The organism is Pedobacter nutrimenti (assembly GCF_032678445.1).
GTDB lineage: Bacteria > Bacteroidota > Bacteroidia > Sphingobacteriales > Sphingobacteriaceae > Pedobacter > Pedobacter nutrimenti_A.
Genome location: NZ_JAVTSQ010000006.1, coordinates 14882 through 38582, shown reverse-complemented (window position 1 = coordinate 38582; position 23701 = coordinate 14882). Strand labels below are relative to the sequence as shown.

22 protein-coding genes are annotated in these 23701 nt (G+C 40.3%); 12 read left to right on the top strand and 10 right to left on the bottom strand.

The annotated features are described in order from the left end of the window. Positions 1-185: 185 nt before the first annotated feature. From R2S08_RS11740 to R2S08_RS11720, 5 genes are all read right to left on the bottom strand, one after another. Positions 186-1421, bottom strand: coding sequence for an MFS transporter (locus tag R2S08_RS11740; RefSeq protein WP_316835355.1), 1236 nt, complete (start codon positions 1419-1421; stop codon positions 186-188). Positions 1422-1468: 47 nt separating this feature from the next. Beyond that, positions 1469-2131 carry a FadR/GntR family transcriptional regulator gene (locus tag R2S08_RS11735; protein ID WP_316835354.1) on the bottom strand — a complete coding sequence of 221 codons (663 nt, stop codon included), beginning with the start codon at positions 2129-2131 and terminating at the stop codon, positions 1469-1471. 136 nt (positions 2132-2267) lie between these two features. Further along, a complete protein-coding gene (locus R2S08_RS11730; RefSeq protein WP_316835353.1) occupies positions 2268-3050 on the bottom strand; it encodes a heparin lyase I family protein in 783 nt (260 codons plus the stop codon). A 92-nt stretch (positions 3051-3142) separates the two neighbouring features. Then, complete coding sequence (locus R2S08_RS11725; RefSeq protein WP_316835352.1) at positions 3143-5563, bottom strand: AsmA-like C-terminal region-containing protein; 2421 nt, start codon at positions 5561-5563, stop codon at positions 3143-3145. A gap of 157 nt (positions 5564-5720) precedes the next feature. After that, on the bottom strand, positions 5721-6875 hold the full coding sequence (locus R2S08_RS11720; RefSeq protein WP_316835351.1) for an MFS transporter: 1155 nt from the start codon (positions 6873-6875) through the stop codon (positions 5721-5723). Positions 6876-6961: 86 nt separating this feature from the next. Here R2S08_RS11720 and R2S08_RS11715 point away from each other — a divergent pair, with 86 nt between their 5' ends. The 4 genes from R2S08_RS11715 to R2S08_RS11700 all read left to right on the top strand — a co-directional run bounded on the left by R2S08_RS11715 (position 6962) and on the right by R2S08_RS11700 (position 9232). Then, on the top strand, positions 6962-7321 hold the full coding sequence (locus R2S08_RS11715) for a YtxH domain-containing protein (RefSeq protein ID WP_316835350.1): 360 nt from the start codon (positions 6962-6964) through the stop codon (positions 7319-7321). Positions 7322-7399: 78 nt separating this feature from the next. After that, a complete protein-coding gene (locus tag R2S08_RS11710) occupies positions 7400-7867 on the top strand; it encodes an antitoxin Xre/MbcA/ParS toxin-binding domain-containing protein (protein WP_316835349.1) in 468 nt (155 codons plus the stop codon). Position 7868: 1 nt separating this feature from the next. Beyond that, the gene (locus R2S08_RS11705) at positions 7869-8321 is read left to right on the top strand and encodes an RES family NAD+ phosphorylase (RefSeq protein WP_316835348.1); all 453 of its coding nucleotides are present in this window, start codon (positions 7869-7871) and stop codon (positions 8319-8321) included. 65 nt (positions 8322-8386) lie between these two features. Next, the gene (locus R2S08_RS11700) at positions 8387-9232 is read left to right on the top strand and encodes a S1 RNA-binding domain-containing protein (RefSeq protein WP_133778391.1); all 846 of its coding nucleotides are present in this window, start codon (positions 8387-8389) and stop codon (positions 9230-9232) included. A 44-nt stretch (positions 9233-9276) separates the two neighbouring features. Here R2S08_RS11700 and R2S08_RS11695 read toward each other — a convergent pair whose 3' ends face one another. Next, positions 9277-10077, bottom strand: coding sequence for a DUF3050 domain-containing protein (locus tag R2S08_RS11695; protein ID WP_316835347.1), 801 nt, complete (start codon positions 10075-10077; stop codon positions 9277-9279). Positions 10078-10121: 44 nt separating this feature from the next. Beyond that, entirely contained in the window at positions 10122-10892 is a 771-nt protein-coding gene (locus R2S08_RS11690) for a queuosine precursor transporter (RefSeq protein ID WP_316835346.1), read from the bottom strand. Positions 10893-10994: 102 nt separating this feature from the next. On the opposite strand from R2S08_RS11690, the gene R2S08_RS11685 reads away from it, so the two are divergent. The 6 genes from R2S08_RS11685 to R2S08_RS11660 all read left to right on the top strand — a co-directional run bounded on the left by R2S08_RS11685 (position 10995) and on the right by R2S08_RS11660 (position 17527). Next, positions 10995-12140, top strand: coding sequence for a methionine aminotransferase (locus R2S08_RS11685; protein ID WP_316835345.1), 1146 nt, complete (start codon positions 10995-10997; stop codon positions 12138-12140). A gap of 25 nt (positions 12141-12165) precedes the next feature. Further along, positions 12166-12981, top strand: coding sequence for a nitrilase family protein (locus tag R2S08_RS11680; protein ID WP_316835344.1), 816 nt, complete (start codon positions 12166-12168; stop codon positions 12979-12981). Positions 12982-12988: 7 nt separating this feature from the next. Continuing rightward, positions 12989-14005, top strand: a complete 1017-nt coding sequence (locus R2S08_RS11675) for a N(4)-(beta-N-acetylglucosaminyl)-L-asparaginase (protein ID WP_316835343.1) — start codon at positions 12989-12991, stop codon at positions 14003-14005. Between the two features lie 20 nt (positions 14006-14025). Continuing rightward, entirely contained in the window at positions 14026-14766 is a 741-nt protein-coding gene (locus tag R2S08_RS11670; protein WP_316835342.1) for a copper homeostasis protein CutC, read from the top strand. Between the two features lie 69 nt (positions 14767-14835). Further along, complete coding sequence (gene lepA / locus R2S08_RS11665) at positions 14836-16623, top strand: translation elongation factor 4 (RefSeq protein ID WP_316835341.1); 1788 nt, start codon at positions 14836-14838, stop codon at positions 16621-16623. Between the two features lie 22 nt (positions 16624-16645). Continuing rightward, positions 16646-17527: a bifunctional 5,10-methylenetetrahydrofolate dehydrogenase/5,10-methenyltetrahydrofolate cyclohydrolase gene (locus R2S08_RS11660; RefSeq protein ID WP_316835340.1), complete on the top strand. Its 882-nt coding sequence runs from the start codon at positions 16646-16648 to the stop codon at positions 17525-17527. A 9-nt stretch (positions 17528-17536) separates the two neighbouring features. On the opposite strand, the gene R2S08_RS11655 is transcribed toward R2S08_RS11660, so the two are convergent. Next, complete coding sequence (locus tag R2S08_RS11655; RefSeq protein ID WP_316835339.1) at positions 17537-17875, bottom strand: Rieske (2Fe-2S) protein; 339 nt, start codon at positions 17873-17875, stop codon at positions 17537-17539. A gap of 100 nt (positions 17876-17975) precedes the next feature. Here R2S08_RS11655 and R2S08_RS11650 point away from each other — a divergent pair, with 100 nt between their 5' ends. Both R2S08_RS11650 and R2S08_RS11645 read left to right on the top strand, forming a co-directional pair. Then, a complete protein-coding gene (locus R2S08_RS11650; RefSeq protein ID WP_108553801.1) occupies positions 17976-18599 on the top strand; it encodes a 7-carboxy-7-deazaguanine synthase QueE in 624 nt (207 codons plus the stop codon). 77 nt (positions 18600-18676) lie between these two features. After that, positions 18677-20587, top strand: coding sequence for an OmpA family protein (locus R2S08_RS11645; protein ID WP_316835338.1), 1911 nt, complete (start codon positions 18677-18679; stop codon positions 20585-20587). A 14-nt stretch (positions 20588-20601) separates the two neighbouring features. On the opposite strand, the gene kdsA is transcribed toward R2S08_RS11645, so the two are convergent. Continuing rightward, entirely contained in the window at positions 20602-21417 is an 816-nt protein-coding gene (gene kdsA / locus R2S08_RS11640) for a 3-deoxy-8-phosphooctulonate synthase (protein WP_316835337.1), read from the bottom strand. A gap of 16 nt (positions 21418-21433) precedes the next feature. After that, positions 21434-23623, bottom strand: coding sequence for a DNA helicase RecQ (gene recQ / locus R2S08_RS11635; RefSeq protein ID WP_316835669.1), 2190 nt, complete (start codon positions 23621-23623; stop codon positions 21434-21436). Between the last annotated feature and the right edge of the window lie 78 nt (positions 23624-23701).

Below are 23701 nucleotides of genomic sequence, written 5' to 3'. Positions count from 1 at the left end.
AAACATTTAAAAAACATATAACTAGACAAAGGACAATTTGCTACCTGGCTTCATATAGGTTCGCCGCTTCTCCGCCGCTCCTGCGCCGTAACTTAGGTAAACAGGTACTTTTACCGAACAATCGGCGCTAAAAGACCGGATCATCGAACAACTAACACCGAGCGAGGTATAACCTTGTCTCTAGACTAACTCTTTGATTTTACATGATGCTCAATATTTGGCAGGAAACCAGTAATGATACCAATCAAAGGTAGAAATGCACAGATCTTAAATATATATTCGATACTCGTCTTATCGGCCATCCAGCCTAAAAATGCAGAGCCTACACCCCCCATTCCAAAGGCAAAGCCAAAGAATAAACCTGCAATCATGCCTACTTTACCAGGTACCAGATCTGTTGCATAAACCAATATAGCAGAAAATGCAGAAGAGATGATGACACCTATGATCACTGCGAGTATACCTGTCCAGAATAAACTTGCAAAAGGTAGCATCAAGGTAAAAGGTGCGGCTCCCAAAATAGAGATCCAGATGATGTATTTTCTACCAAAACGATCTCCAAGAGGACCACCAATCATTGTTCCTGCCGCCACAGCAGCTAAAAATACGAAGAGGTACATTTGAGATTGTTGTACGGATACATGAAATTTATCAATCAGATAGAACGTAAAATAGCTGGTCATACTGGCCATATAGAAATACTTTGAAAAGATCAGCACCAGCAGAATAGACAATGAAACCAATATTCTTCTTTTAGACAATGCCGGCCCTGCAGGTTCAGCAGTGTTCACAGCTGCTTTTTTCTTCAGATAGAGGTGTTCCTTATACCATTTACCAATTCGGGTTAAAATCATCATTCCCAGAATGGCTGCCAGGGCAAACCAGATTACATAAGGCTGGCCATATGGTATCACAATCCATGCAGCAAGCAACGGACCAATTGCACTTCCGGCATTTCCCCCCAGTTGAAAAATAGACTGAGCCAATCCCTTCTTCCCTCCTGAGGCCAGGTGGGCTACCCTGGAAGATTCAGGATGAAAGATAGAAGAACCAATTCCAATCATGCTGACCGCAATCAGTAAACTTAGGAAACTGCCTGAAGCTGATAAGAGCACCAGACCCGCTAAGGTAAAAGCCATGGCAATAGCAAGAGAATACGGACGAGGTTTTTTATCTGTATAAAATCCAACAAAGGGCTGCAGTAAAGAAGCAGTAAGTTGAAAAGTAAGGGTAATCATCCCGATTTGGGTAAAGGATAATTTGAAGTTTTGTTTGATCAGGGGGTAAATGGCTGGTATGACCGATTGCATCATGTCATTCAGCAGATGAGTAAAACTAATGGTAAAAAGAACCGAGAATACTGTCTTTTGAACCAGGTCTTTCGTGTCAACCATTGCGGCTTGCTGGGTAAGAGGTTTCATAACTAAAAAATAAATCAGATCATCTGATGATTAAGAATAAAAAAATATTATAAAATTTGGCCTATTATTTTTGCGGAAGTATTCCAGGCTTTTTTACTATCACCTGCAATAATGTATTTTAAAAGTTGCTCGTGGGAAGGCTGACTAAGAGTGAATATTTCCGTGTCTTTGTAAATCTCAAAAAACCATCTTTTTACATGTACAGAAGCAGATTTATACAAGTCTGCCAGGACTTCGTTTTTAGAGGCTTCTGCCAGCGCTGTATGAAAATCAATATCCGCCTCTATACATTCCTTTAATAAACCATCTTTAGCATATTGTTTTCTTTCTGCCAGATGTTGTTTCATCACTAAAATGTCAGCCTCTGTTCGGCTTACTGCCGCCTTTTCTGCAATTTTCATTTCGAGCAGTTGTCTTACTTCATTCAAATCGTGTATGTCGGCCCGTTTTAACCGCTGATCCATTGGTTCCCGGCTACCGGTAAAGGGTTCGACGAAGGTACCGAGTCCCTGCTGTACACGCAATAACCCTGAATTGACAAGAATTTTTATCGCTTCTCTGATGGTCGATCTACCGACACCAAAGCGCTTCATCAGCTCGGGCTCAATAGGAAGCTTATCATTAACTTTATAATGCCCAAGAGAAACCTGTTCCTGTAATCTTGCGGCTACTTCGTCGGCCAGTGATCTTTTGGTAATTATTGTCGTCATATCATCAGATGAATGACAAAAATAGAAGTTTAGTTCAAATAATCAAAAAATAACATCAATATTTTTAAAACACACGATTTATACATTTTGAACAATGTGGGATTGTTTGAAAACCCCACATTGTTCATGTAATTTCTTATTGGGCAGCCTCTTGGTAAGTATCTGCAATTCTTATTTTTTTTACGAAATGAGAAACCTGATCAGTATCTCCCCCATACACTCCCCATTTAGGATCGCAAATATTCACATCCAGGGTACGGCAGTACAAACGCTGAGCATTATTGGAAAGGGTCTGTTTGACGCCATTGTACCAAAATTCAATATAACCCACCGCAGGATTGCGGGATACTTTCATACCAATAACAAAAGTTAGCCAGGTATTGGTTGAAAGCGTTGTAGACCAAGGAACAGTGGCTACGTGATTGTCGTCAAAATGCTGTAGTTCCAAAGCACCGTTTTTGGTTCTGAGCATGATGGGATGGTTCTGCAAAGCCCCGTCTGTAGGGTAAGATTTCCATTGAAAAATGGCTTCTGTTTTGAGATTTTGCGGCATGTAGATCTTACTTGTCCAGCCGATATAAATCAAATCTCCCTCTGATGCCTGATAGTTCTTTGCCCCATGGCCTTCCGTACGGTGGCTGTTCGCGGGTTTCAGAAATTTCCATGTCAGTGTGTTGGTTTCGTCATTTACTGTAGTAACAGTTCCGGTGCCCTCAATATTAATGTCCTTCCAAACATTGGCAGACCCATTGGATGCATCTCCGTTAAACAGAACAGAAAATGGCTGGATGGTGTTTAATGTGCTGCCAGAACTCAAAAGCTCCGGAGAGCTCGCCGTTGAATCCTGATTTTTTTTACAACCACAAATTGCAGTGATCACTGCACAAAGCGCTAAAGATGCTAATTTAACTTTTCTCATAAGAGTAATTTTAGGGTTAATTGAGAACTTAAGTTAAGTAACTCCCGGGCCCTAATGTGCTGATATATTGGCTTATGATTCAGCAATATTGGCTACTCATGATTTTTATTCCATTTGAACTTGATCTTTCCATTTTCTCCATCTGTCGCCAGAATATGAAGTACAATTCCCCGCATTCTTTTCTCCTTACGATCTGAAGCAGCAAGCTCCGTATCTTTTTTAGGATTTCTCAATGGCACATCAAGCGCAATATTAGTTCCGCTACCCAGAGAATATACCCCAGCCACGTTCATATTAAGAACACTCGAACTGATCATCATCGGATTGATCTTTATTTTCTCTCCGTTCAGATCGAAGTTCCCGTTTAGATTACTGAAAGTGATATTGTTCAGGTCTCTCAATGGAAAAGCAAACTTGCCTACACTGGTGATTGGCTCAAAATTAAGCAGCGCTCCCTTTTTCAGATCAAAAACAATATTCCCATCAATTGAATTTTTCTGAATACCTCCCTGGTCGGTAATGGCTCCTGTAATTTTAGCTTTAGAAAACAGATACCCCCTCAGGTTTTTGGAGGTCAGAGAAGTTAATCCAAAGTTATTGAAAGAATAGAAGAAGTTTTTAATATCTACGTTACTCACCACCGCATTCACAGCAAAGCGATTATGGCCATTCTTCTGATAGAGCGTACCATTAACGGCTAATGATCCTCCAGCATGCTTTACAATTGCATTTTTTATCGTCATTCCAGATTCAGAAAGGGCCAGATCTGCTTTAGCGCCTGTAGCCATAAATTTTAGATAATATAATTTATCTATAACTACATTCATATTCACTTTGCTTTGATCAAACAGCGCATTTAAATTATCTGAAAAACTGGTTTTAGAGGATTTACTTCTTTTTACTGACACGGGTTTTCTTGTACTCAGAAAGCCCAAAAACTCTCCTATATACAATTGCGGGCTTCGGATCTGCCAGTTTAGAACGATCTTTTCTGGGTCATTATAATACAGGTTCAGAAAGTTTTGTATTGAGCCTTCCATATTTACGATACTCTTACCACTCTGCAGGCGGATATTGCGGATAAAGAGATCTTTTTCTGTGAAATTCAGAGAAATGGCCGTGTTCTTAAAGTTGATTTTTCTTGGCACATAATCTACATCCGCATTTTTAATATCCACAAGCCCCTGAACATAGGGCTTAGTGAGCTGAAAATTAACTACATCTGCTTTAAAAGCTAAAGTTACATGAGCAGTGCCCTTTTTGAATTTCAGTAAGTTGTCCGCTATCACATTGTTCATCTTTGTAATATCAAAGTTGGATTTAAAGACGCCTTTTGCTACGGGCCTTTCAAAATTAACAATTGCCGCCGTATCGATACTGAAAGGCATGCCAGCATAATCTCCTGCAAAACGGTATAGGATAACCGAAGAATTTGCATCGTTAAACCCCCGGTCACGAACATGATTATTGGTATAGACGCCATCAAAATTACAGTTCTGGATTTCTCCACCAGGGATGGTCAGTATATTCTTTCTAACACGTGCCTTTACACGGATATTTGGATCTCCTCCAGCTCCCATATCACCAATAAGATCACAAGTTACATGTATTGGAGCTTCCAGGTTAAACATGTTTAGTTTTTTGCTGATATTGGGTGTAAGCAGTGCCGATGCATTCTTCCATAGAATGGCCGGAGCTTCGATGTTGATGGTAAAATTGGCAGGGCCCTCTCCTACATCAAATTTAGCACCAATGATAAAATCCTCTTCTCCAATCTTTAACCTGTTGGGTGCAACTACGATCTGCTCATGTTTCTTATCGTAGTGGACAGCAAAAGGTCCTTCCAAAAGACGGTCTTTAATAAATGACCCCTTTTGGGTATTAAATGCAAGGCTTTTTACCAAAGTCTTCAACTTAAGACTGGCATTCCAACCAGAATCAGGATATTCCATATTTCCATCCAGATCATCAACATCAAACTGAAACAATTTGTTCCCTTTTTGATTGTCAAGGACGAAACTTACTTTATTAAGTGCAAATTTTCTAATCTCTGCCGAAGACTCATTATTGTCTTTTTTAGGTTCTTCTTTTTTCTTCTTTTTAAATATTGATGTATTGCTGTAACCTGTACTGTCTGTATAAAGATAAACAGCAGCATCATTGATACTGACCTTTTTAATTTCTATGGTGCCTTTTAATAAGGCCATCACATTGACCGCTACATTGAATCTTTTTGCATCCAGCAGCGTATGCCTATGATTATTCCATTGCAGATCCTTCATCACCACATTTTTCAGTGTAAGAGAAATTCCTGGAAAACCGCTAAAAAAAGTGGGGTCCATGTCACCCACCGTCAAGGTTCCATTTAAATTTTCATTCAATTTTTTAGTGATAGACGACAGTAGTTCTTTCTTATGAGAATTCACATAAAATCCAAGGGCAGTGAAGATCACGACAATTAAAGCGATAATCACGCCTAATGTTTTGAATAAGATTTTTGTCCAGCGTGGCATAGGGTACGGATCAAACGTTAAGTAATATAGCTTCCAGCTAGCAATTCTGCGACCAAAATGCACTATTGCTTCATTTTTGTTTATAATTCATATTATGAATTATAAACAAAAACACATCTTTTTAAAGATAAATTAAACTGAAGATAATAATTTAAACCTATGAATCTGATTTCTCCAGTGAATTCTTGTATTTAAAAAACAGCTGAGAAATTGGAGCAAGCATTAAACCACAAAGGCCGAAAATAATAAAGGATACTCTTAAATTAAAGGCATGAGCAAGATATCCAATCATTGGTGGCCCCAGTAACATTCCTGTAATAGTATAGGTCGTGATGATAGAGATCGCCATCCCTGGAGAATATTTTCTGGAGGCACCTGCAAGCGCGTAAGACATTGGAACAACAGCTGCGGTACCAAATCCTACTAACGAAAAGCCAGCCATTGCTGTCCAGAAATGGGGGAAAATAATGGCCGTTGAAATACCACATACAATACATACAGCACTCATAATATAAGTTGCAGGCATACCGATGCGTACAATGATCAGATCTGATGCAAATCTCGACATGGCCATAAAAGTCATAAAGATCAGGTAACCATAAGTAAATATCTTCACTTTAATCACCTCTTGAAAATAGATGCCGCTCCAGTCAAACATACCACCTTCACAAATAGCAGCAAAGAAAACCACTAATCCCAGATATAATATATAAGGATCGGGCTTACTGATGACCAGTTTATTTCCACTCTTCGCTCTGTCGTTTTGTAATAAAAAGCGATAAGAGTAACAGGTTACGGCTAAAGCCATCGCACCCACAATCATAAAATGAAGTTGTAAACTTACATTCAACGCCAATAAAAAAGTAGAAAATGCTATTCCCGCAATACCACCAGTACTCCAGAATCCATGAAAGGATCCAATTATTTTTTGGTCAAATTGTTTTTGAAGTGCAATCGCCTGTGTATTTACCGAGATATTGAAGATTCTCGTCGTAAAAGCAAACATCACCATGGCCGCAATCAAACTTAGCGTATTAGGTGCAAAACCAATTAAGGCTAATGCTATAGTATTTAAACCATATCCAAATGCCAATGGGACCCTGCTGTTGAACCGGGAAACCAGCCATCCCGAAATAGGCAGCCCGATCAAAGAACCTATGGGCAAGGCAAGCAAAGCCGAACCAAGTTCTGCTTCGTTAAAGTTAAAGGCACTTTTAATGGTGGGAATCCTGGAAGCCCAGGTAGCAAAGGTAAAACCTGAAATAAAGAAAAAAAGACTTAAAAAGATCCGGTGTTTATTTTTTGTAATCATCAATGGGAATGGATTGCGCAAAGGTAATTTTTAATTTTCTTAAAACACTATCAGCCTTAGTGTGTTTTATACCAAAACAATGAACTATGAAATTCAAGAAACTATTATCAGACTGCGCCTCATGTAAAACAGATTCATCAATGCCAATTGTGGCTCTACTGGCCGGGCTTGCTGTTGGAGCAGTGGTAGGAATATTATTCGCCCCTGAAAGCGGCGAAAATACCAGAGGAAAGATTTCTGATAAAGCTGGTGATTTAGCCGAAACCGTAAAAGACAAGTTACATAGTATAAAAGGAAAATTTAGCCATGAACTCGATGAAGCTTCAGATGCAAAAGACGAAATCGTTAGCAAAGTAAAGAAGAAAGCAGAATATGTAGCAGATAAAGCTAAATCGGATGTTAAAAAGGCCTCTGATGACCTGAATGAAGCTGTACAGGATAGCTAGCCTCTATAACGGAAAAATTTCCAATAAAACTGGAAATTTTTCCGTATCTTTATTTCAGTTAAAGGAAATGGAGCATCCATGGCAAAGAAAACAGCGAAATCTTATAAAAACGACTCTGAAAATACTATAAATAGTGTTCTTGAGGTTATGGGGACTTATCAGCCCTATTATCTGAACCAAATCAGTTTGCTCACCAATTCAAAAAAAGGCTTGTCAGCAAAAGCAGCACTGGATTTTATTTCTATATCTGGTTTTTCAAAAGAAGAATTCCAGGAAACTTTTAAAACTACGGTTAAAACCATTCAGAATTACGCCACCAATGATTTAAGGCTGGATGCGGCTTTAAGTGAAAAGTTATTAAAGTCTTTTGCCTTATTTGATAAGGGTATGGAGGTTTTTGGTTCCGGACAGGCTTTTCATCAGTGGCTCAATATGCCTTCTTACGGTCTTGGCAACCAGGTCCCTTTTGACCTGATGGATACCATTACCGGAATAAGCCTGATTGAAGAAGAACTGATCAGAATTGAGTTTGGTGATTTAGCCTGATATGCGTGTTTACCGCATTACATTGGCTAAATATGCCACTGCCCTTATCGCCTCAGGACGAGCTGCAAGGTGGAATCCAAACGAAACAGACATGATTTATACATCCGGCTCTATCTCCCTTGCCTGTTTAGAAAATGTTGTGCACAGAAACCAGCTCGGATTAAATTCGAATTTCAGGGTGATGACCATCGAAGTTCCAGATGACCTTCTTATTCTGGACGTTAAGTATAGTTCTTTGCCATCTAACTGGACTGATTTTGAACATATGCCTTTAACCCAAGCTATGGGTGAAGACTGGATAAAACAGGGTCGTTCTCCTGTCCTGAAGGTCTGTTCTTCTATAATTGATGGAGAATACAACTATCTGCTGAATCCTCTGCACACCGATTTTAAACTCATCAAACTACTCGATTCCAAATCTTTTGTTTTTGATAAACGTATAAAGGGCCTTTAGTTTATTACCTTTGCACTATTATATTATACCCAGCCATTGAAGAAGATGGCTTAACAACAAACAAAATGATATCAATTGGACAATACAACGATTTAAGGATCATCAATAAAACCGAAAACGGATTAATTCTAACCGACGGAGATAAAGAGGTTTTACTGCCTTATAATCAGGTTCCCCCAAATACTGAAACTGGCGAAAACATTTCTGTTTTTGTGTATGTACACAAGGACGGCCGTCTACTGGCCACCACAAAAAGACCTCTCGCCTGTGTAGGAGATTTTGCTTATTTAACGGTGGTAGATGAAGGAGAAGATGGCGTATTTATGGACCTTGGCATTGACAAGGATGTGTACGTACCTCAAAAAGAACAAAAAAGACCTATGTTTAAGGGAGACAAACACGTAGTGTATGTATTTCTTGACGACAATAATGACCGTATGGTTGCCTCCTCCCGCCTCACCAATTTTGTTGAGGAAGAAGACATTGACCTGGAAGAAGGTGATGAAGTGAGTTTATTGATTGTAGACCGCTCTGATCTCGGGTTCAATGCAATTATAGACAATAAATACATTGGTTTATTATATACCAATGAGTTGTTTGACGAACTGAACCCAGGAGAAGTTAGAAAAGGCTGGGTTAAAAAAATCAGAGTTGATGGCAAAATAGACCTTAGCCTGCAACCCATGGGATACGGGCATATCCTGGACAACAAAGACATCATATTGGAAGAACTGAAAGCCTGTGGAGGTATTATCCATTTAGGCGATAAGAGTTCGCCCGATGACATCTACGATCGCTTTAAACTGAGCAAAAATGCGTTTAAAAAAGTGATTGGAGGTCTTTACAAAGACAGATTGATCACCGTTTCAGACCATGAGATCAAAATAGTAGTAGACGAAGAAGCGGAATAAGATTTTGTTTTATGTTTCCCCCCGGTCTCACCGGGGGGAAAATCTTAATTTCCCGATACCAATGTCATAGTTTTATTCTTTACGATTTGCTCATAAGCACCATCCCACAACTCTACTCTCCTCTTTAAAGATTCTAAAGCAGCCTTTTCTGCTTCCAGCCAGCGTACCTGATCATTCCCGCAAAGTTCAGCAGTCATTTCCAAAGCCAGGTGACTGTGGTGATCTCCGTCTACCTCAATGTGCCGCTCCAGGTAATATTTAAATATGGAAATCTGCTCAGGAAACTTCTTGTTCAAGTCATTGATGATAGAGAAGAACATATTAGGGATCAGATCTTCGCGTCCAAATGTAAAAGCACTGGATTGCTCATGGGCTTTATTTCCCTCAATTACGCTAAACGTGTAATCTACAAAATGCCTTGCTGCTTCGGGAGTTTCTGCTACAATATAGGCATCAGACATCGATAAACCGCCTTTAAGTGTATTTGCAAAACGATCAAATTCAGTTACATCAGCACCACACTGCACCATTGCTTCAAGATAAAGCTCGAAATGGCTTTTTTTATCTCCGTTTGCATCGATATCAGATTCCTCACCTGCCACAATCTCATTGATCAAAGACCTGGTATTGGCTGAACCAACCGGAAACCAGGGAACCCGGGTACAGGTCAAACCAATTTGCAAAGATTTAAGCAGGGACATAAAATCCCATACCGCATAAACATGATATTCCATAAACACCCTAAGGTCTTCTATATCATTAATGACAGAATACACTTTATGGTTAATGATTTCTTTTCTTAAGGGCGTTATAGCTTGCTGGATCTTAACAATCTCTGACTTCATCTCTAAAATATTTCAATTCTGCGCAAAGGTAAAAAATAGAAAGCTCAATTTCTACCGGCAATTTTAATGAGTTTATGCGCCAGCTCCTTACCGAGGTAAGCATCAATGATGCCATGAACCACATAAAGCATGGGTGTCATCAGAATAGCCACAATAAATTTATAGGTATAATTTACAAGTCCAATTGCCGCCACCATCTGCCAGCTCCAATGATATTGAGGGTTTAAATAGAAAGCAATAAAGATCACCACGAAACTGTCAATCAACTGTGAAATTAACGTCGACCCTGTAGATCGGAGCCATAAAGCCCTTTCTCCCGTTACTTGCTTAATTTTATGAAAGATCATCACATCTGCCATTTGCCCTACCAAAAACGCCACAATAGATCCAACAATGATCCACATCCCCTGTCCGAATATGCCTGCAAAAGCATCATTCATATTCACATTCCTCCCATTAATAATTTGGTTCACCCAGAAATCAGAAGGATCTAAAAGCATCGCGCCACCGACAATAAAAAATGCATACCCTATAAGAACAGCTGTTAAAATTGACAGATATCTGACTTGTTTGATTCCAAAATACTCATTAATGATGTCTGTCATTATAAATATAAAAGGCCAGGTTAATACACCTGCCGACATATTGAAGGATAATTTCGGTACACCAAGCAAATTGATATCGAATTGTTTAATTCCTAAAGTTCCCTCTACCGAAAATATTTTTACGCCTATAAATTCAGATAATATAGCATTGGCTACAAAAAAAGAACCCAAAACCAATAACAGTTTACTTTCTTTTGTCTTAAAAGTCATGGTTGAAATTATTGTTTTTTTTGAAAACTCCACACATTGATTTTCAAATTTTACCGTTCTTACATTGTTCAATGCCTAAAATTATTTCTATTTTCGCTGTACATGATATCTATCCATTCAAAATTACCCGGAACAGGCACTACTATTTTTACAGTCATGTCTAAATTGGCCGAAGAACACCAGGCCATTAACCTGTCCCAGGGTTTCCCAGATTACGATTGCGACCCTAAATTAATTGAATTCGTTAATGAAGCAATGAAAAGCGGTCAGAATCAATATGCCCCTATGACCGGACTTCCCATTTTAAGAGAGCTGGTTGCACAAAAGGTTAATGACTTATATAATGCAAATTATCACCCCGATACAGAAGTAACCATTACCGCTGGAGGTACTCAGGCCATCTTTACTGCCTTGACTGCCTGTATTAACCCTGGCGATGAAGTCATTATTTTTGAGCCTGCCTATGATTCTTATGCCCCAACTGTAAAAATGCTGGGCGGCCTGGTGAAGCCTTATCAGATGGCACCGCCCAACTATGAAATAGACTGGAACATGGTTAAGAAGCTTTTTAGCGCGAATACCAAAATGATCATTCTGAACAGTCCACATAATCCCACTGGCAGTATTTTATCTGAAACAGACATACAAGAACTCATAAAACTCACCAGGAATACCGATATCCTGATCTTAAGCGATGAAGTTTATGAACACCTGATCTATGACGGACGCAAACATCTTAGCATCGCTTTGTATCCGGAGTTAAGAGAACGTTCGTTCATCATCGCTTCTTTTGGTAAATTATTACATGCTACCGGCTGGAAAACGGGCTATTGCGTTGCACCTGAATCGCTCACGAAGGAATTCAGAAAAATCCATCAGTTTAATGTATTCAGTGTAAATACGCCAATGCAGGCCGCTATTGCCCGATATCTTAAAGATGCAGAAGTCTACAACAGTCTTCCTTCCTTCTTCCAGGAAAAACGCGATAAATTTCGCGCTTTGCTTCAAAATACCAGGTTTGACCTTCTCCCTTGTTCCGGTTCTTATTTTCAATGTGTAACTTACAGCCGGATCAGTGATGAAAAGGATACTGAGCTTGCCATCCGCTTAATTAAGGACTTTAGAGTAGCAAGTATCCCTGTTTCTGCTTTTTATCTGCACAACACAGACCACCATGTACTTAGATTTTGTTTTGCAAAAAAGCAAGAAACGCTCGAAAAAGCCGTTGAAAGATTAATCACCTTATAATTTAATTCCTTTACTTAATTAGAACATGGAAAAACCAGATTACCTGAACATCAGCAACTTAAAGATCACTGTTTTCCAGGCCTATCTTTTCTGGGAAAACATAGAAAAGAACCTTCAAAACTTATCTTTAAGACTATCCTCAGGGGTTAAGGAAAAAACAGACCTCATCGTTCTTCCCGAAATGTTCAGTACAGGCTTCAGCATGAATGCAGAAGCATTGGCTGAAGAAATGGATGGAAGAACCATGGAATGGATGAAAAATACTGCACAAAGATATGATTGCGTTGTAACCGGTAGTATTATAATCAAGGAAAACGACCATTATTATAACCGTTTAATATGGATGCTTCCGGAAGGAAACTATCAATATTACGACAAACACCATCTTTTTGGTATGGGAGAAGAAAATAAACACTATACCCCAGGAGAAAAGAAAGTCATTGTAGAACTAAAGGGCTGGAAAATTCGTCTGTCTACCTGCTACGACCTTCGATTTCCGGTATGGCTCCGCAATAAAAATGCAGAATATGATATTCTTCTTATCGTAGCCAGCTGGCCCGACAAAAGGACCGCGCATTGGAAAGCACTTATTCCTGCCAGAGCTATAGAAAATCAAAGCTACGTGATTGGCGTAAACCGGGTTGGGCATGATGGGAAAGAAGTGTACCACAGTGGTCATTCCATGTGCATAGATCCGCTCGGCAATACGGTTTATTACAAGCCTGAAGATGAAGACCTGTATACTTTTAGCATTGGCCATGAAGAGCTCGTCAAAATAAGAAGAAATTTCCCTTTCCTGCAGGATGCAGATGATTTTACCCTTTCTGGAATAACCACTTAAAAAATATATGTTCAACCGTAGAAAATTTATTAAAACCGGAGCAGCGTCTGCTTCCCTTCTATTACTCGATAAACAAAGTTTTGCTGAAATACTTCCCCGTCAAAAAACAGGTAAAGAACAATTTCCAATCGTAATATCTACCTGGGATTTCGGTGTTTATGCCAATAAAGAAGCCTGGAAAACGCTTTCAAAAGGTGGCCGTGCGCTGGATGCCATTGAAGCGGGCGCACGTGTGCCCGAAGAATTAGATATTACCAACGGAACTGTTGGTCGTACCGGTACCCCCGACAGAGACGGTCACGTTACACTTGACTCCTGCATTATGGATGAATTTGGTAACTGTGGCTCGGTTGCTGCAATGGAAAACATAGCCCACCCCATCTCCGTTGCCCGCATGGTGATGGAGAGAACTCCTCACGTCATGTTGGTTGGTGAAGGCGCTACCCAATTTGCCGTTGAACAGGGCATGAAAAAGGAAAAACTGTTAACACCTAAAGCCGAAAAGGCCTGGAAAGAATGGCTCAAAACCGCCAAATATAGCCCGGTAATGAATGTAGAAAACGGAACTAACCGCCCGGGCGGCAAATATAACCACGATACCATTGGCATGCTAGCCATTGATGCCAAAGGAAATATCTCTGGCGGCTGTACAACCAGCGGCATGGCTTTTAAAATGCATGGCCGTGTAGGCGATAGTCCTATTATAGGCGCCGGCTTATATGTAGATAACGAAGTAGGTGGTGCAACTTCAACCGGTGTAGGCGAAGAAGTAATCCGGAATGTAGGCAGCTTTCTGGTTGTCGAATTGATGCGTCAGGGCCTCAGCCCCGAAGAAGCTTGTAAAGAAGCTGTGATGCGCATTATTAAGAAAAAGCCTGAAAATGCGAAACAAGTACAAGTTGGCTTTCTGGCAATCAATAAAAAAGGAGAATACGGAGCTTATGCCATTCAGAAGGGCTTTAGTTATGCGGTATGCAATGCGGAGAAACAAGACCTCATTGTTCCAGGAAAAAGCTATTATTAAGACTAAAAATTATTACCTACATGATTAATATGGAAGTTTGTGCCAATTCTGTACGTTCTGCGCTTGCAGCACAGGAAGGCGGCGCTATCAGAGTAGAACTTTGCGATAATCTGCCCGAAGGTGGTACTACCCCAAGTTATGCACAAATTCTGCTGGCTAAAAAAATGCTCTCCCTGCAGGTTTATCCCATTATCAGACCAAGAGGCGGTGATTTTCTATACAATGACCTTGAATTTGAACTGATGAAAGAAGACATTCAGGTCTGCAAGTCTTTAAACTGCGATGGTGTAGTGATCGGCATTTTAAATACCGATGGAAGCATTGATAAAGAACGTTGTAAAGTTCTGGTCGACCTCGCCAAGCCCCTTCCAGTAACTTTCCACAGAGCCTTCGACATGAGTAATGACCTGGAAAAGGCGCTAGAGGACGTTATTGAGACCGGATGTGAACGCATTCTGACCTCCGGCGGAGAAAGTTCCGCCTTAAAGGGAGTAGAAACACTGGCTAAACTCATCAAAAAAGCCGCTGGGAGAATACGCATTATGCCAGGGGCAGGAATTAGTGAAACTAATATAGAAGAAATCATTCAAAAAACTGGCGCTACAGAATTTCATGCCTCAGCAAGAACAGCCGTAGCAAGTAAAATGAACTTTAAAAACGAGCAAGCCACTATGGGCAGCAGTTCTGACGAATATTCTTACCTGCTAACCAATAGTGAGACCGTAAAAAATATGATTCTTGAAGCAAATAAAGCCCTGTAATTCAGACATTATCATAGATCTGCACACAAAGCGTAAAATGACAGATCAAAGTCTTATATTTGCGCAAAGATGAAGCATATACGTAATTTCTGCATAATTGCACATATAGATCACGGTAAGAGTACCTTAGCGGATCGTTTATTAGAGTATACCAAGACCATTAGTCAGCGCGAATCACAAGCGCAGCTTCTGGATAATATGGATTTAGAGCGTGAACGTGGGATCACCATTAAGAGTCACGCTATACAAATGAATTATACCGTTGACGGACAGGAATATGTCCTCAACCTGATTGATACACCTGGACACGTGGATTTTTCTTACGAAGTTTCCCGTTCCATTGCAGCTTGCGAAGGTGCGTTACTGATCGTAGATGCTTCACAGGGTATCCAGGCACAAACCATATCTAACTTGTACCTGGCACTGGAGCATGATCTGGAGATCATTCCGATCCTGAATAAAATGGACCTTCCTGGCGCTATGCCAGAAGAGGTTAAAGACCAGATCATTGATCTGATTGGCTGTAAACGGGAAGAAATCATCCCGGCATCTGGTAAAACAGGCCTGGGTGTTATGGATATCCTGCAAGCCATTATTGACCGTGTCCCTGCACCCGTTGGTGAACCTGAAGCACCCCTGCAGGCCTTAATCTTTGACTCTGTATTCAACTCATTCAGGGGAATCATTGCTTACTATAAAGTAGTAAATGGAGAAATCCGCAAGGGCGATAAAGTAAAGTTTATCAATACCAGCAAGGAATATCTTGCAGACGAAGTTGGTGTACTGAAGCTCAATATGTTTCCTAAAGAGGTGGTCAAGACAGGTGATGTAGGTTATATTATATCAGGAATTAAAGAAGCCCGTGAGGTAAAAGTTGGAGATACCATTACCAACGTAGCCAGGCCATCAAAAGATGCTATTCAGGGTTTTGAAGAGGTAAAACCAATGGTATTTGCGGGTATTTATCCTGTAGATACAGACGAATTTGAAGAGCTCCGTGAGGCGATGCACAAGCTGCAGCTAAATGATGCGTCTATTGTGTTTGAGCCGGAAAGTTCGGCAGCTTTAGGTTTTGGTTTCCGTTGCGGTTTCTTAGGAATGCTCCACATGGAGATCATCCAGGAGCGTTTGGAGCGTGAGTTTGATATGACGGTGATCACTACAGTGCCCAACGTATCTTATATTGCCAAAACCACCAGAGGCGAAGAAGTGATTGTAAATAACCCTTCAGATCTTCCTGATCCAAGTAAAATGGAATATGTTCAGGAGCCTTATATCAAAGCGAACATCATTACAAAGGCAGAATTTGTAGGCCCGGTCATGTCACTTTGTATTCAAAAACGGGGAGTCATCACCAACCAATCCTATCTCACTGCAGACCGCGTAGAGCTGGTATTTGAGATGCCAATGGGCGAGATTGTATTTGACTTTTACGATAAACTAAAGACCATCTCCAAAGGATATGCCTCCTTTGATTATCATCAGATAGGTTACCGTCAATCTGATCTGGTACGTTTGGATATCTTGTTAAATGGCGAGCATGTAGATGCCTTGTCTTCACTGATCCACCGTTCCAATTCTTACGACTTCGGTAAAAAGATCTGCGAGAAATTAAGAGAACTTATTCCAAGACAACAATTCGAAATTGCCATACAGGCTTCTATCGGCGCTAAAGTAATAGCGCGTGAGAACGTAAGGGCAATGAGGAAAGATGTTACAGCCAAATGTTATGGTGGTGATATTTCCCGTAAACGGAAACTTCTTGAAAAACAGAAAAAAGGTAAAAAACGCATGCGCCAGGTAGGAAACGTAGAAATTCCTCAAACCGCATTTATGGCCGTTTTAAAATTAGATTAATCAAAAAAATACATTTTTATACATGCAGTTACTTGACGGAAAATTCGCATCAGAAAAAATAAAACAGGAAATAGCTGCCGAAGCGGCAGATTTTTTAGCACAGAGCGGTAGAAAGCCACACCTGGTCGCCATATTGGTGGGTAATGATGGTGGCAGTGAAACCTATGTAGCCAGCAAAATGAAAAACTGCGAAAAAGTAGGTTTCCAGTCTTCTCTGATCAGATACGATGTAACCGTTACAGAAGCAGAACTGCTCCAGAAAATAGAAGACATTAATCAGGATGCCGGTGTTGACGGTTTGATTGTTCAACTCCCCCTTCCAAAACATATTGATCCGGAGAAAGTAACTGAAACCATCGACTACCGCAAAGACGTTGATGGTTTCCACCCGGTGAATTTAGGCCGCATGATGCGCAACCTGCCCTGCTTTATTCCGGCTACGCCTTATGGTATTCTGTTAATGCTTCAGGCCTACCAGATTGACACTACTGGCAAGCATTGTGTCGTTGTAGGCAGGAGCAATATTGTAGGAAGTCCAATGAGTATCCTGATGGCCAGGAATGCAAATCCAGGGAACTGTACTGTAACCCTTACCCACAGCAAAACAACGAATTTAAAAGAACTGGCTTTACAGGCAGACATCATTGTGGCAGCTATAGGCAAAAAGAACTTTGTAACTGCCGACATGGTTAAACCTGGCGCCATCATCATTGATGTAGGAATCAACCGGGAAACTTCAACAGAAACAAAATCTGGTTTTAAACTATATGGTGATGTTGATTTTGAAAATGTAGCTCCAAAATCTTCCTGGATTACCCCTGTACCAGGTGGTGTTGGACTGATGACCATCGTCGGTTTACTCAAAAACACATTAGCTTCAGCTAAAAAAGAAATATACGGATAGGCACCTCGCCTATCCTTTTTTGAACAGGCTGGTCAGCCAGCCTTCCTTCAAACCTACATATACACCATCTTTTCTTTGTTCCGTGGGATAGATGTGAATATAATCCCCTTGTCCTTCTGCTCCCCTTCCATTTTCCAGACTATATTCCCAGCGATGTATCGGGCAAACCAGGTATCCATTCTTGCACCAGCCCCCGCTTAAAATACCACCGGCATGTGGACAGGTATTCTGGACCACATACAATTTGCCCTTATCCCTAATCAGACAAAGCTTCTTTCCGTTTACCTGGATTTGTTCTACAAAGTCATTTTCCGGAATCTCAATTTCTATCTTATACCATTTCAACATCTTTTTATCGGCTCAAATTTCACATACAGGTCATATAAAACAGTTCAAGATACATATAATCTAATTTCCGCTAAAGATTTTTTACCTTTGCACACTTTATATGGCACATCAAATACCAAGCGACGGCACTTTACTTCCTTTAATGGAAGAATTTTACACAATACAGGGAGAGGGATTTAATACAGGTAAGGCTGCATATTTTATTCGCCTTGGAGGTTGCGATGTAGGTTGCCACTGGTGTGACGTAAAAGAAAGCTGGGATGCAGAACTACACCCTTTAACTTCAGCAGATGATATTGTTGCCAAAGCAGAAACCTTTCCGGGAAAAGCAGTTGTAATTACCGGTGGCGAACCCCTGATCTATAACCTGGATTACCTGACAGCTAAATTACAGGAGAAGAAAATTCTAACCTTCATTGAGACTTCAGGTGCTTATCCGCTTTCTGGTCACTGGGACTGGATCTGTTTGTCGCCGAAGAAATTCAAGGCGCCCCGCCCCGACATCACACCGTTTGCCAATGAACTTAAAGTGATTGTATTTAACAAAAGTGACTTTGAATGGGCAGAAAAATATGCAGAAACTGTTTCTGAAAACTGTAAACTCTATTTACAGCCTGAATGGTCAAAAGCCAAAGAAGTCACTCCATTAATTATTGATTATGTAATGGCCAATCCTAAATGGGAAATTTCTCTTCAAACACATAAGTACCTGAATATTCCTTAATCCAGGGAATCTTTATAAATTGACACTTCAATTTCTTATGTTTATAGTCAGTTAGTTGTATTTTACTCAGCTCTGCTATGATACATAGAAATTCGGCTCAAATTCTGGTGTTCCTACTGCTTCTATGCAGTGTTTTTCGTATAAGTGCGCAAAGTACCAACAGGAAAGCCCAAGATAATTTTAACCGGGCCCAGGAAATGATCACGCAGATCAATTATCCCCAAGCTATTGACTTATTAAAAACAGCAGTAAAAGAGGATCAACAATTCCAGCTGGCTTATCTTCAACTGGCAGATCTGCACAGAAAAACCAGACAGTACAATTCCTCGCTTCCATATTATCAAAAAGCAATCGAGCTTGGAAACATTTCTGATTACAGAGTATATTATGGAATGGGTGAATCCCTCCTGCTTACAGGCAATTACGAAGATGCCAAATCCAGTCTAACTACATTCGTCAGCAAGTATACAGGTAAGGATAAAGACATTTTAAATAAAGCAAACAAATATATCAAAGATTGTGATTTTTCAGTCATAGCTTTAAAAAACCCGGTGAAATACGAACCTGTAAACCTAGGACCAGGCGTAAATTCCAAGTACAGAGATTATTTTCCCTCCATCACTGCAGACGGTCAAAACCTGATCTTCAGCAGAAATATAGAAGGCAATGAAGATTTCTATCTTTCAACAAAAACAGGATCAGTTTGGTCAGAAGCTGTTCCGCTCAGCAACAAAATCAATACACCAAATTATAACGAAGGAGCGCAATCCATTAGCCCCGATGGAATGTATTTATTTTTCACCGGCTGTAACCGGCCTGACGGTCTTGGAAGATGCGATATTTATGTAAGCCATAAAGAAGGCAATGACTGGGGTACGCCTTTCAACTTAGGTGCACCAATCAACTCCGAATATTGGGATGCACAGCCTTCTATTAGCCCCGACGGAAACACGCTGTATTTTGTAAGCAACCGCCCCGGGGGCTACGGGGGCTATGATATTTGGAAAAGTACGCTAAACGAAGATGGCAGCTGGCAAAAGCCTGTAAACTTAGGACCAGAGATCAATACACCCTATGATGAACAGACTCCATTTATTCATCCCGACGGAAAAACCTTTTATTTCTCTTCAGACGGCTGGCCAGGGTTTGGCAATAAAGACATCTTCATGAGTACCCTGACAGACAATGGCCATTGGGCTATTCCTGTGAATTTAGGTACCCCTATCAATACCTTTAATGAGGAAACCGGCTTAACCGTTTCTCCTGATGGCTTAAAAGCTTATTTCTCTGCTGTTCTAAAAGATGGATATGGAGATATGGACATCTACCAATTTGATTTACCTCCAGCCATCAGGCCAAAAGAAATCACCTATGTGAAAGGAAGCGTAAAAGATAAAGAGACTGGGAAGCCATTATCCGCCAGTATCAAAGTTGTTAACCTGCAAAACAAACAAAATCAATTCAATGACTTTACCAATGAAGCAACCGGCGCGTTTTTAGCCGTTATGCCCGCAGGACATTCGTATTTACTAAATGCAGAAGCAGAAGGTTATTTATTTTATTCCGACAATTTCGAGCTGAACAATAGCACCTCACTAAAACCTTATGAGCTGAATATACTTCTGGAAAGAATCAAGCCAGGTGTAAACATTGTTTTAAGAAATATCTTTTTTGACACCAATAAATATGAACTTTTACCGTCCTCAATTACAGAGCTAAACCTGTTGACAGTTCTCTTGCAGCACAACAAAGGCCTAAAAATTGAAATCCAGGGACATACAGACAACATCGGAAATAAAGTCCAGAACATGAAATTATCAGAACTCAGAGCAAAATCAGTTTATGACTTTCTGATCATGCACCAAATCACTAAAGAAAGGCTGTTGTATAAAGGGTATGGAGAAGACAAGCCTCTGGCTACTAATGAAACTGAAGCAGGAAGAAAACAAAATAGAAGAACCTCTTTTGTAGTGATGCAAACCAATTAAAATAAGAAAAGCGGTTAAATAACCGCTTTTCTTATTTTAATAAGTTTTTCCAGTAAATCTTCCAGAAGATCCAGGTGAAGCATATTAGCGCCATCCGATTTCGCATTAGCTGGGTCGGGATGTGTTTCAATAAATAATCCATCGGCACCAACAGCAATAGCGGCCTTTGCAATCGTACCAATCAGTTCGGGTTTACCTCCTGTTACCCCGCTGCTTTGATTAGGTTGTTGCAGAGAGTGCGTACAGTCCATCACTACCGGAACTCCAAAACTTTGCATCTCCGGCAAACCACGGTAGTCCACAATCAGGTCCTGGTAACCAAATGTGTTCCCACGATCCGTTAGAATAACTTTGTTATTTCCTGATTCAACAATTTTTTCCACAGCGAATTTCATAGAACCTGCTGAAAGGAATTGTCCCTTTTTAACATTCACAACCTTTCCGGTATGCGCAGCAGCAATCAGCAGATCAGTTTGACGGCACAAAAAAGCCGGGATCTGTAAAACATCTACATAAGCTGCAGCCATAGCAGCCTCAGCACTCTCATGAATATCAGTAACTGTAGGCAGTCCAAATTCTTTTCCTACTTTCTCCAGAATCTTTAAGGCTTTCTCATCTCCTATTCCAGTAAACGAACCACCTTTAGAGCGGTTTGCCTTTCGATAAGAACCTTTGAAAATATAAGGAATTTCCAGTTTATTGGTGATCTTCACGATCTTCTCTGCAATACGCATAGCGATTTCCTCACCCTCAATAGCACAAGGGCCCGCCATTAAAAAGAAGTTATCAGAACCAGTATGTTGTAGTTTATCTAAATTAAAATTAATCATTCTATATTTTTCTATATTAATTACCAAGTTCAGACATGAACTTAATACGCATCAGCTGAATCTCTTCACGGGTATAATCTGTTTCACCAAGGTCTTTTAATGCCTCATCAATAGAATCATTCTCGGCACTCCGGAAATAATCAAACACCTCATCCTGACGGTCTTCATCCATCATCTCATCCACAAAATAATTGAGGTTGAGCTTCGTTCCGGAATTGACAATTGCCTCAATCTCTTTCAGGATCTCAAAATAGGTAATGCCTTTAGAACGAGCGATATCTTCCAGACCAATCTGACGGTCTACATTTTGAATAATCGAAACCTTAAGCTGGGATTTATTGGCCTGAGTTTTAATGATCAGGTCTACCGGACGCTCAATATCATTATCCTCAACGTATTTTTTAATCAGCTCAATAAAAGGACCTCCAAATTTAAGGGCTTTACCGTTTCCTACACCTGAAATCTGCTTCAGCTCTTCCATAGAAATTGGATAGTGCGTACACATTTCTTCCAGTGAAGGATCCTGGAATACCACAAATGGAGGAACATTTTTCTGTTTGGCTATCTTTTTACGCAGTTCTTTCAATAGTTGAAGCAACTGTGTATCCAAAGCCCCGGAACCCTGTTTTACTTCATCGTCATCATCCTCTCCCGCTGCGTCAATAGGATCATTTAATATAAATTTCAAACTATAAGGATTCTCTATGAAATCCTGCCCGGAATTCGTTAAACGCAGCAATCCATAATTATCGATATCCTTAGAAAGAAAATTATTAAGCACCGCTTGTCTGATCAAAGATTTCCAAAGGTTTTCTCCATCAATCTTACCATGTCCATATTCAGGTAATTTCGCATGTTCATAAGCAATCGTCTGCGCTGTTTCCAGCCCCATCAGGATGTTTAGAATATGCGTATCATCAAATTTCTCCCCGATATTTTTAATCAGTTTCAATGAGGTTTTCAGTGGCTCCTCCGCATCAAATACCTTTTTCGGCTTCTTACAGTTATCACACATGCAATTACAGCCGGTTTCATTAAAATTCTCCCCAAAGTAGTGCAGAATCTGCTTTCTGCGGCAAACACCAGACTCAGCATAATCAATCACCTCTTTTAAGATCTGTGTGCCTATCTCCCGCTCAGAAACAGGTTTATCCTTCATGAACTTGGCCAGTTTATCTACATCCTTCTGTGCGTAAAATGCAATACAAACACCCTCACCACCATCGCGTCCTGCCCTACCAGTTTCCTGGTAATACCCTTCCATACTCTTTGGAATATCATGGTGGATCACAAAACGCACATCTGGTTTATCTATCCCCATACCAAAAGCAATAGTGGCCACAATAACCTCAACATCCTCCATCAGGAATTTATCCTGCGTATCTGCCCTTACTTTAGGCTCAAGGCCTGCGTGATAAGGCAAGGCCTTAATCCCATTCAGATTTAAAGCTTCCGCTATTTCTTCAACCTTTTTCCTGCTCAGGCAATAAATAATCCCAGATTTACCCGTGTTCTGTTTAATATACCGGATCATCTCCTTAACCACATCACGTTTTGGGCGGATCTCATAGAACAAGTTTGGTCTGTTAAAAGATGACTTAAACAAGGTTGCTTCAGTCATCTGCAGGTTTTTAATAATGTCCTGCTGAACCTTTGGCGTTGCCGTAGCGGTTAATGCTATAATAGGGATTTGATCTCCAAGCCCACTGATAACCTGTCTTATTTTCCTGTACTCCGGCCTGAAATCATGGCCCCACTCTGAAATACAGTGTGCTTCATCCACAGCCACAAAAGAAATTTTGATCAACCTTAAGAAATCAATATTATCCTGCTTGGAAAGAGATTCCGGTGCAACATACAGCAGTTTGGTCTGTCCGCTGAGCAGATCACTCTTTACCTGAGCGATGTCCGTTTTATTTAAAGAGGAATTCAGAAAATGTGCTATACTATCATTTCCACCAAAAGCCCTCAGCTGATCGACCTGATTCTTCATCAGCGCAATAAGCGGAGAGATCACAATAGCGGTACCCTCGCTCATCAGTGCAGGCAATTGATAACATATAGATTTCCCCCCACCTGTAGGCATAATTACAAAAGTGTTCTTCTTTTCAAGAACATTGGTGATAATTGACTCCTGATCACCCTTAAAATTATCAAAACCAAAAAAGTTTTGTAAGTTGTCAAACAACGACTTTTTCACATCCATTTTCTCTATAAAAGATTCCGTGCTATTTTTCATTCAAAATAACATAATTTTGCCTTAATTAAAGCATTAAGATACTAA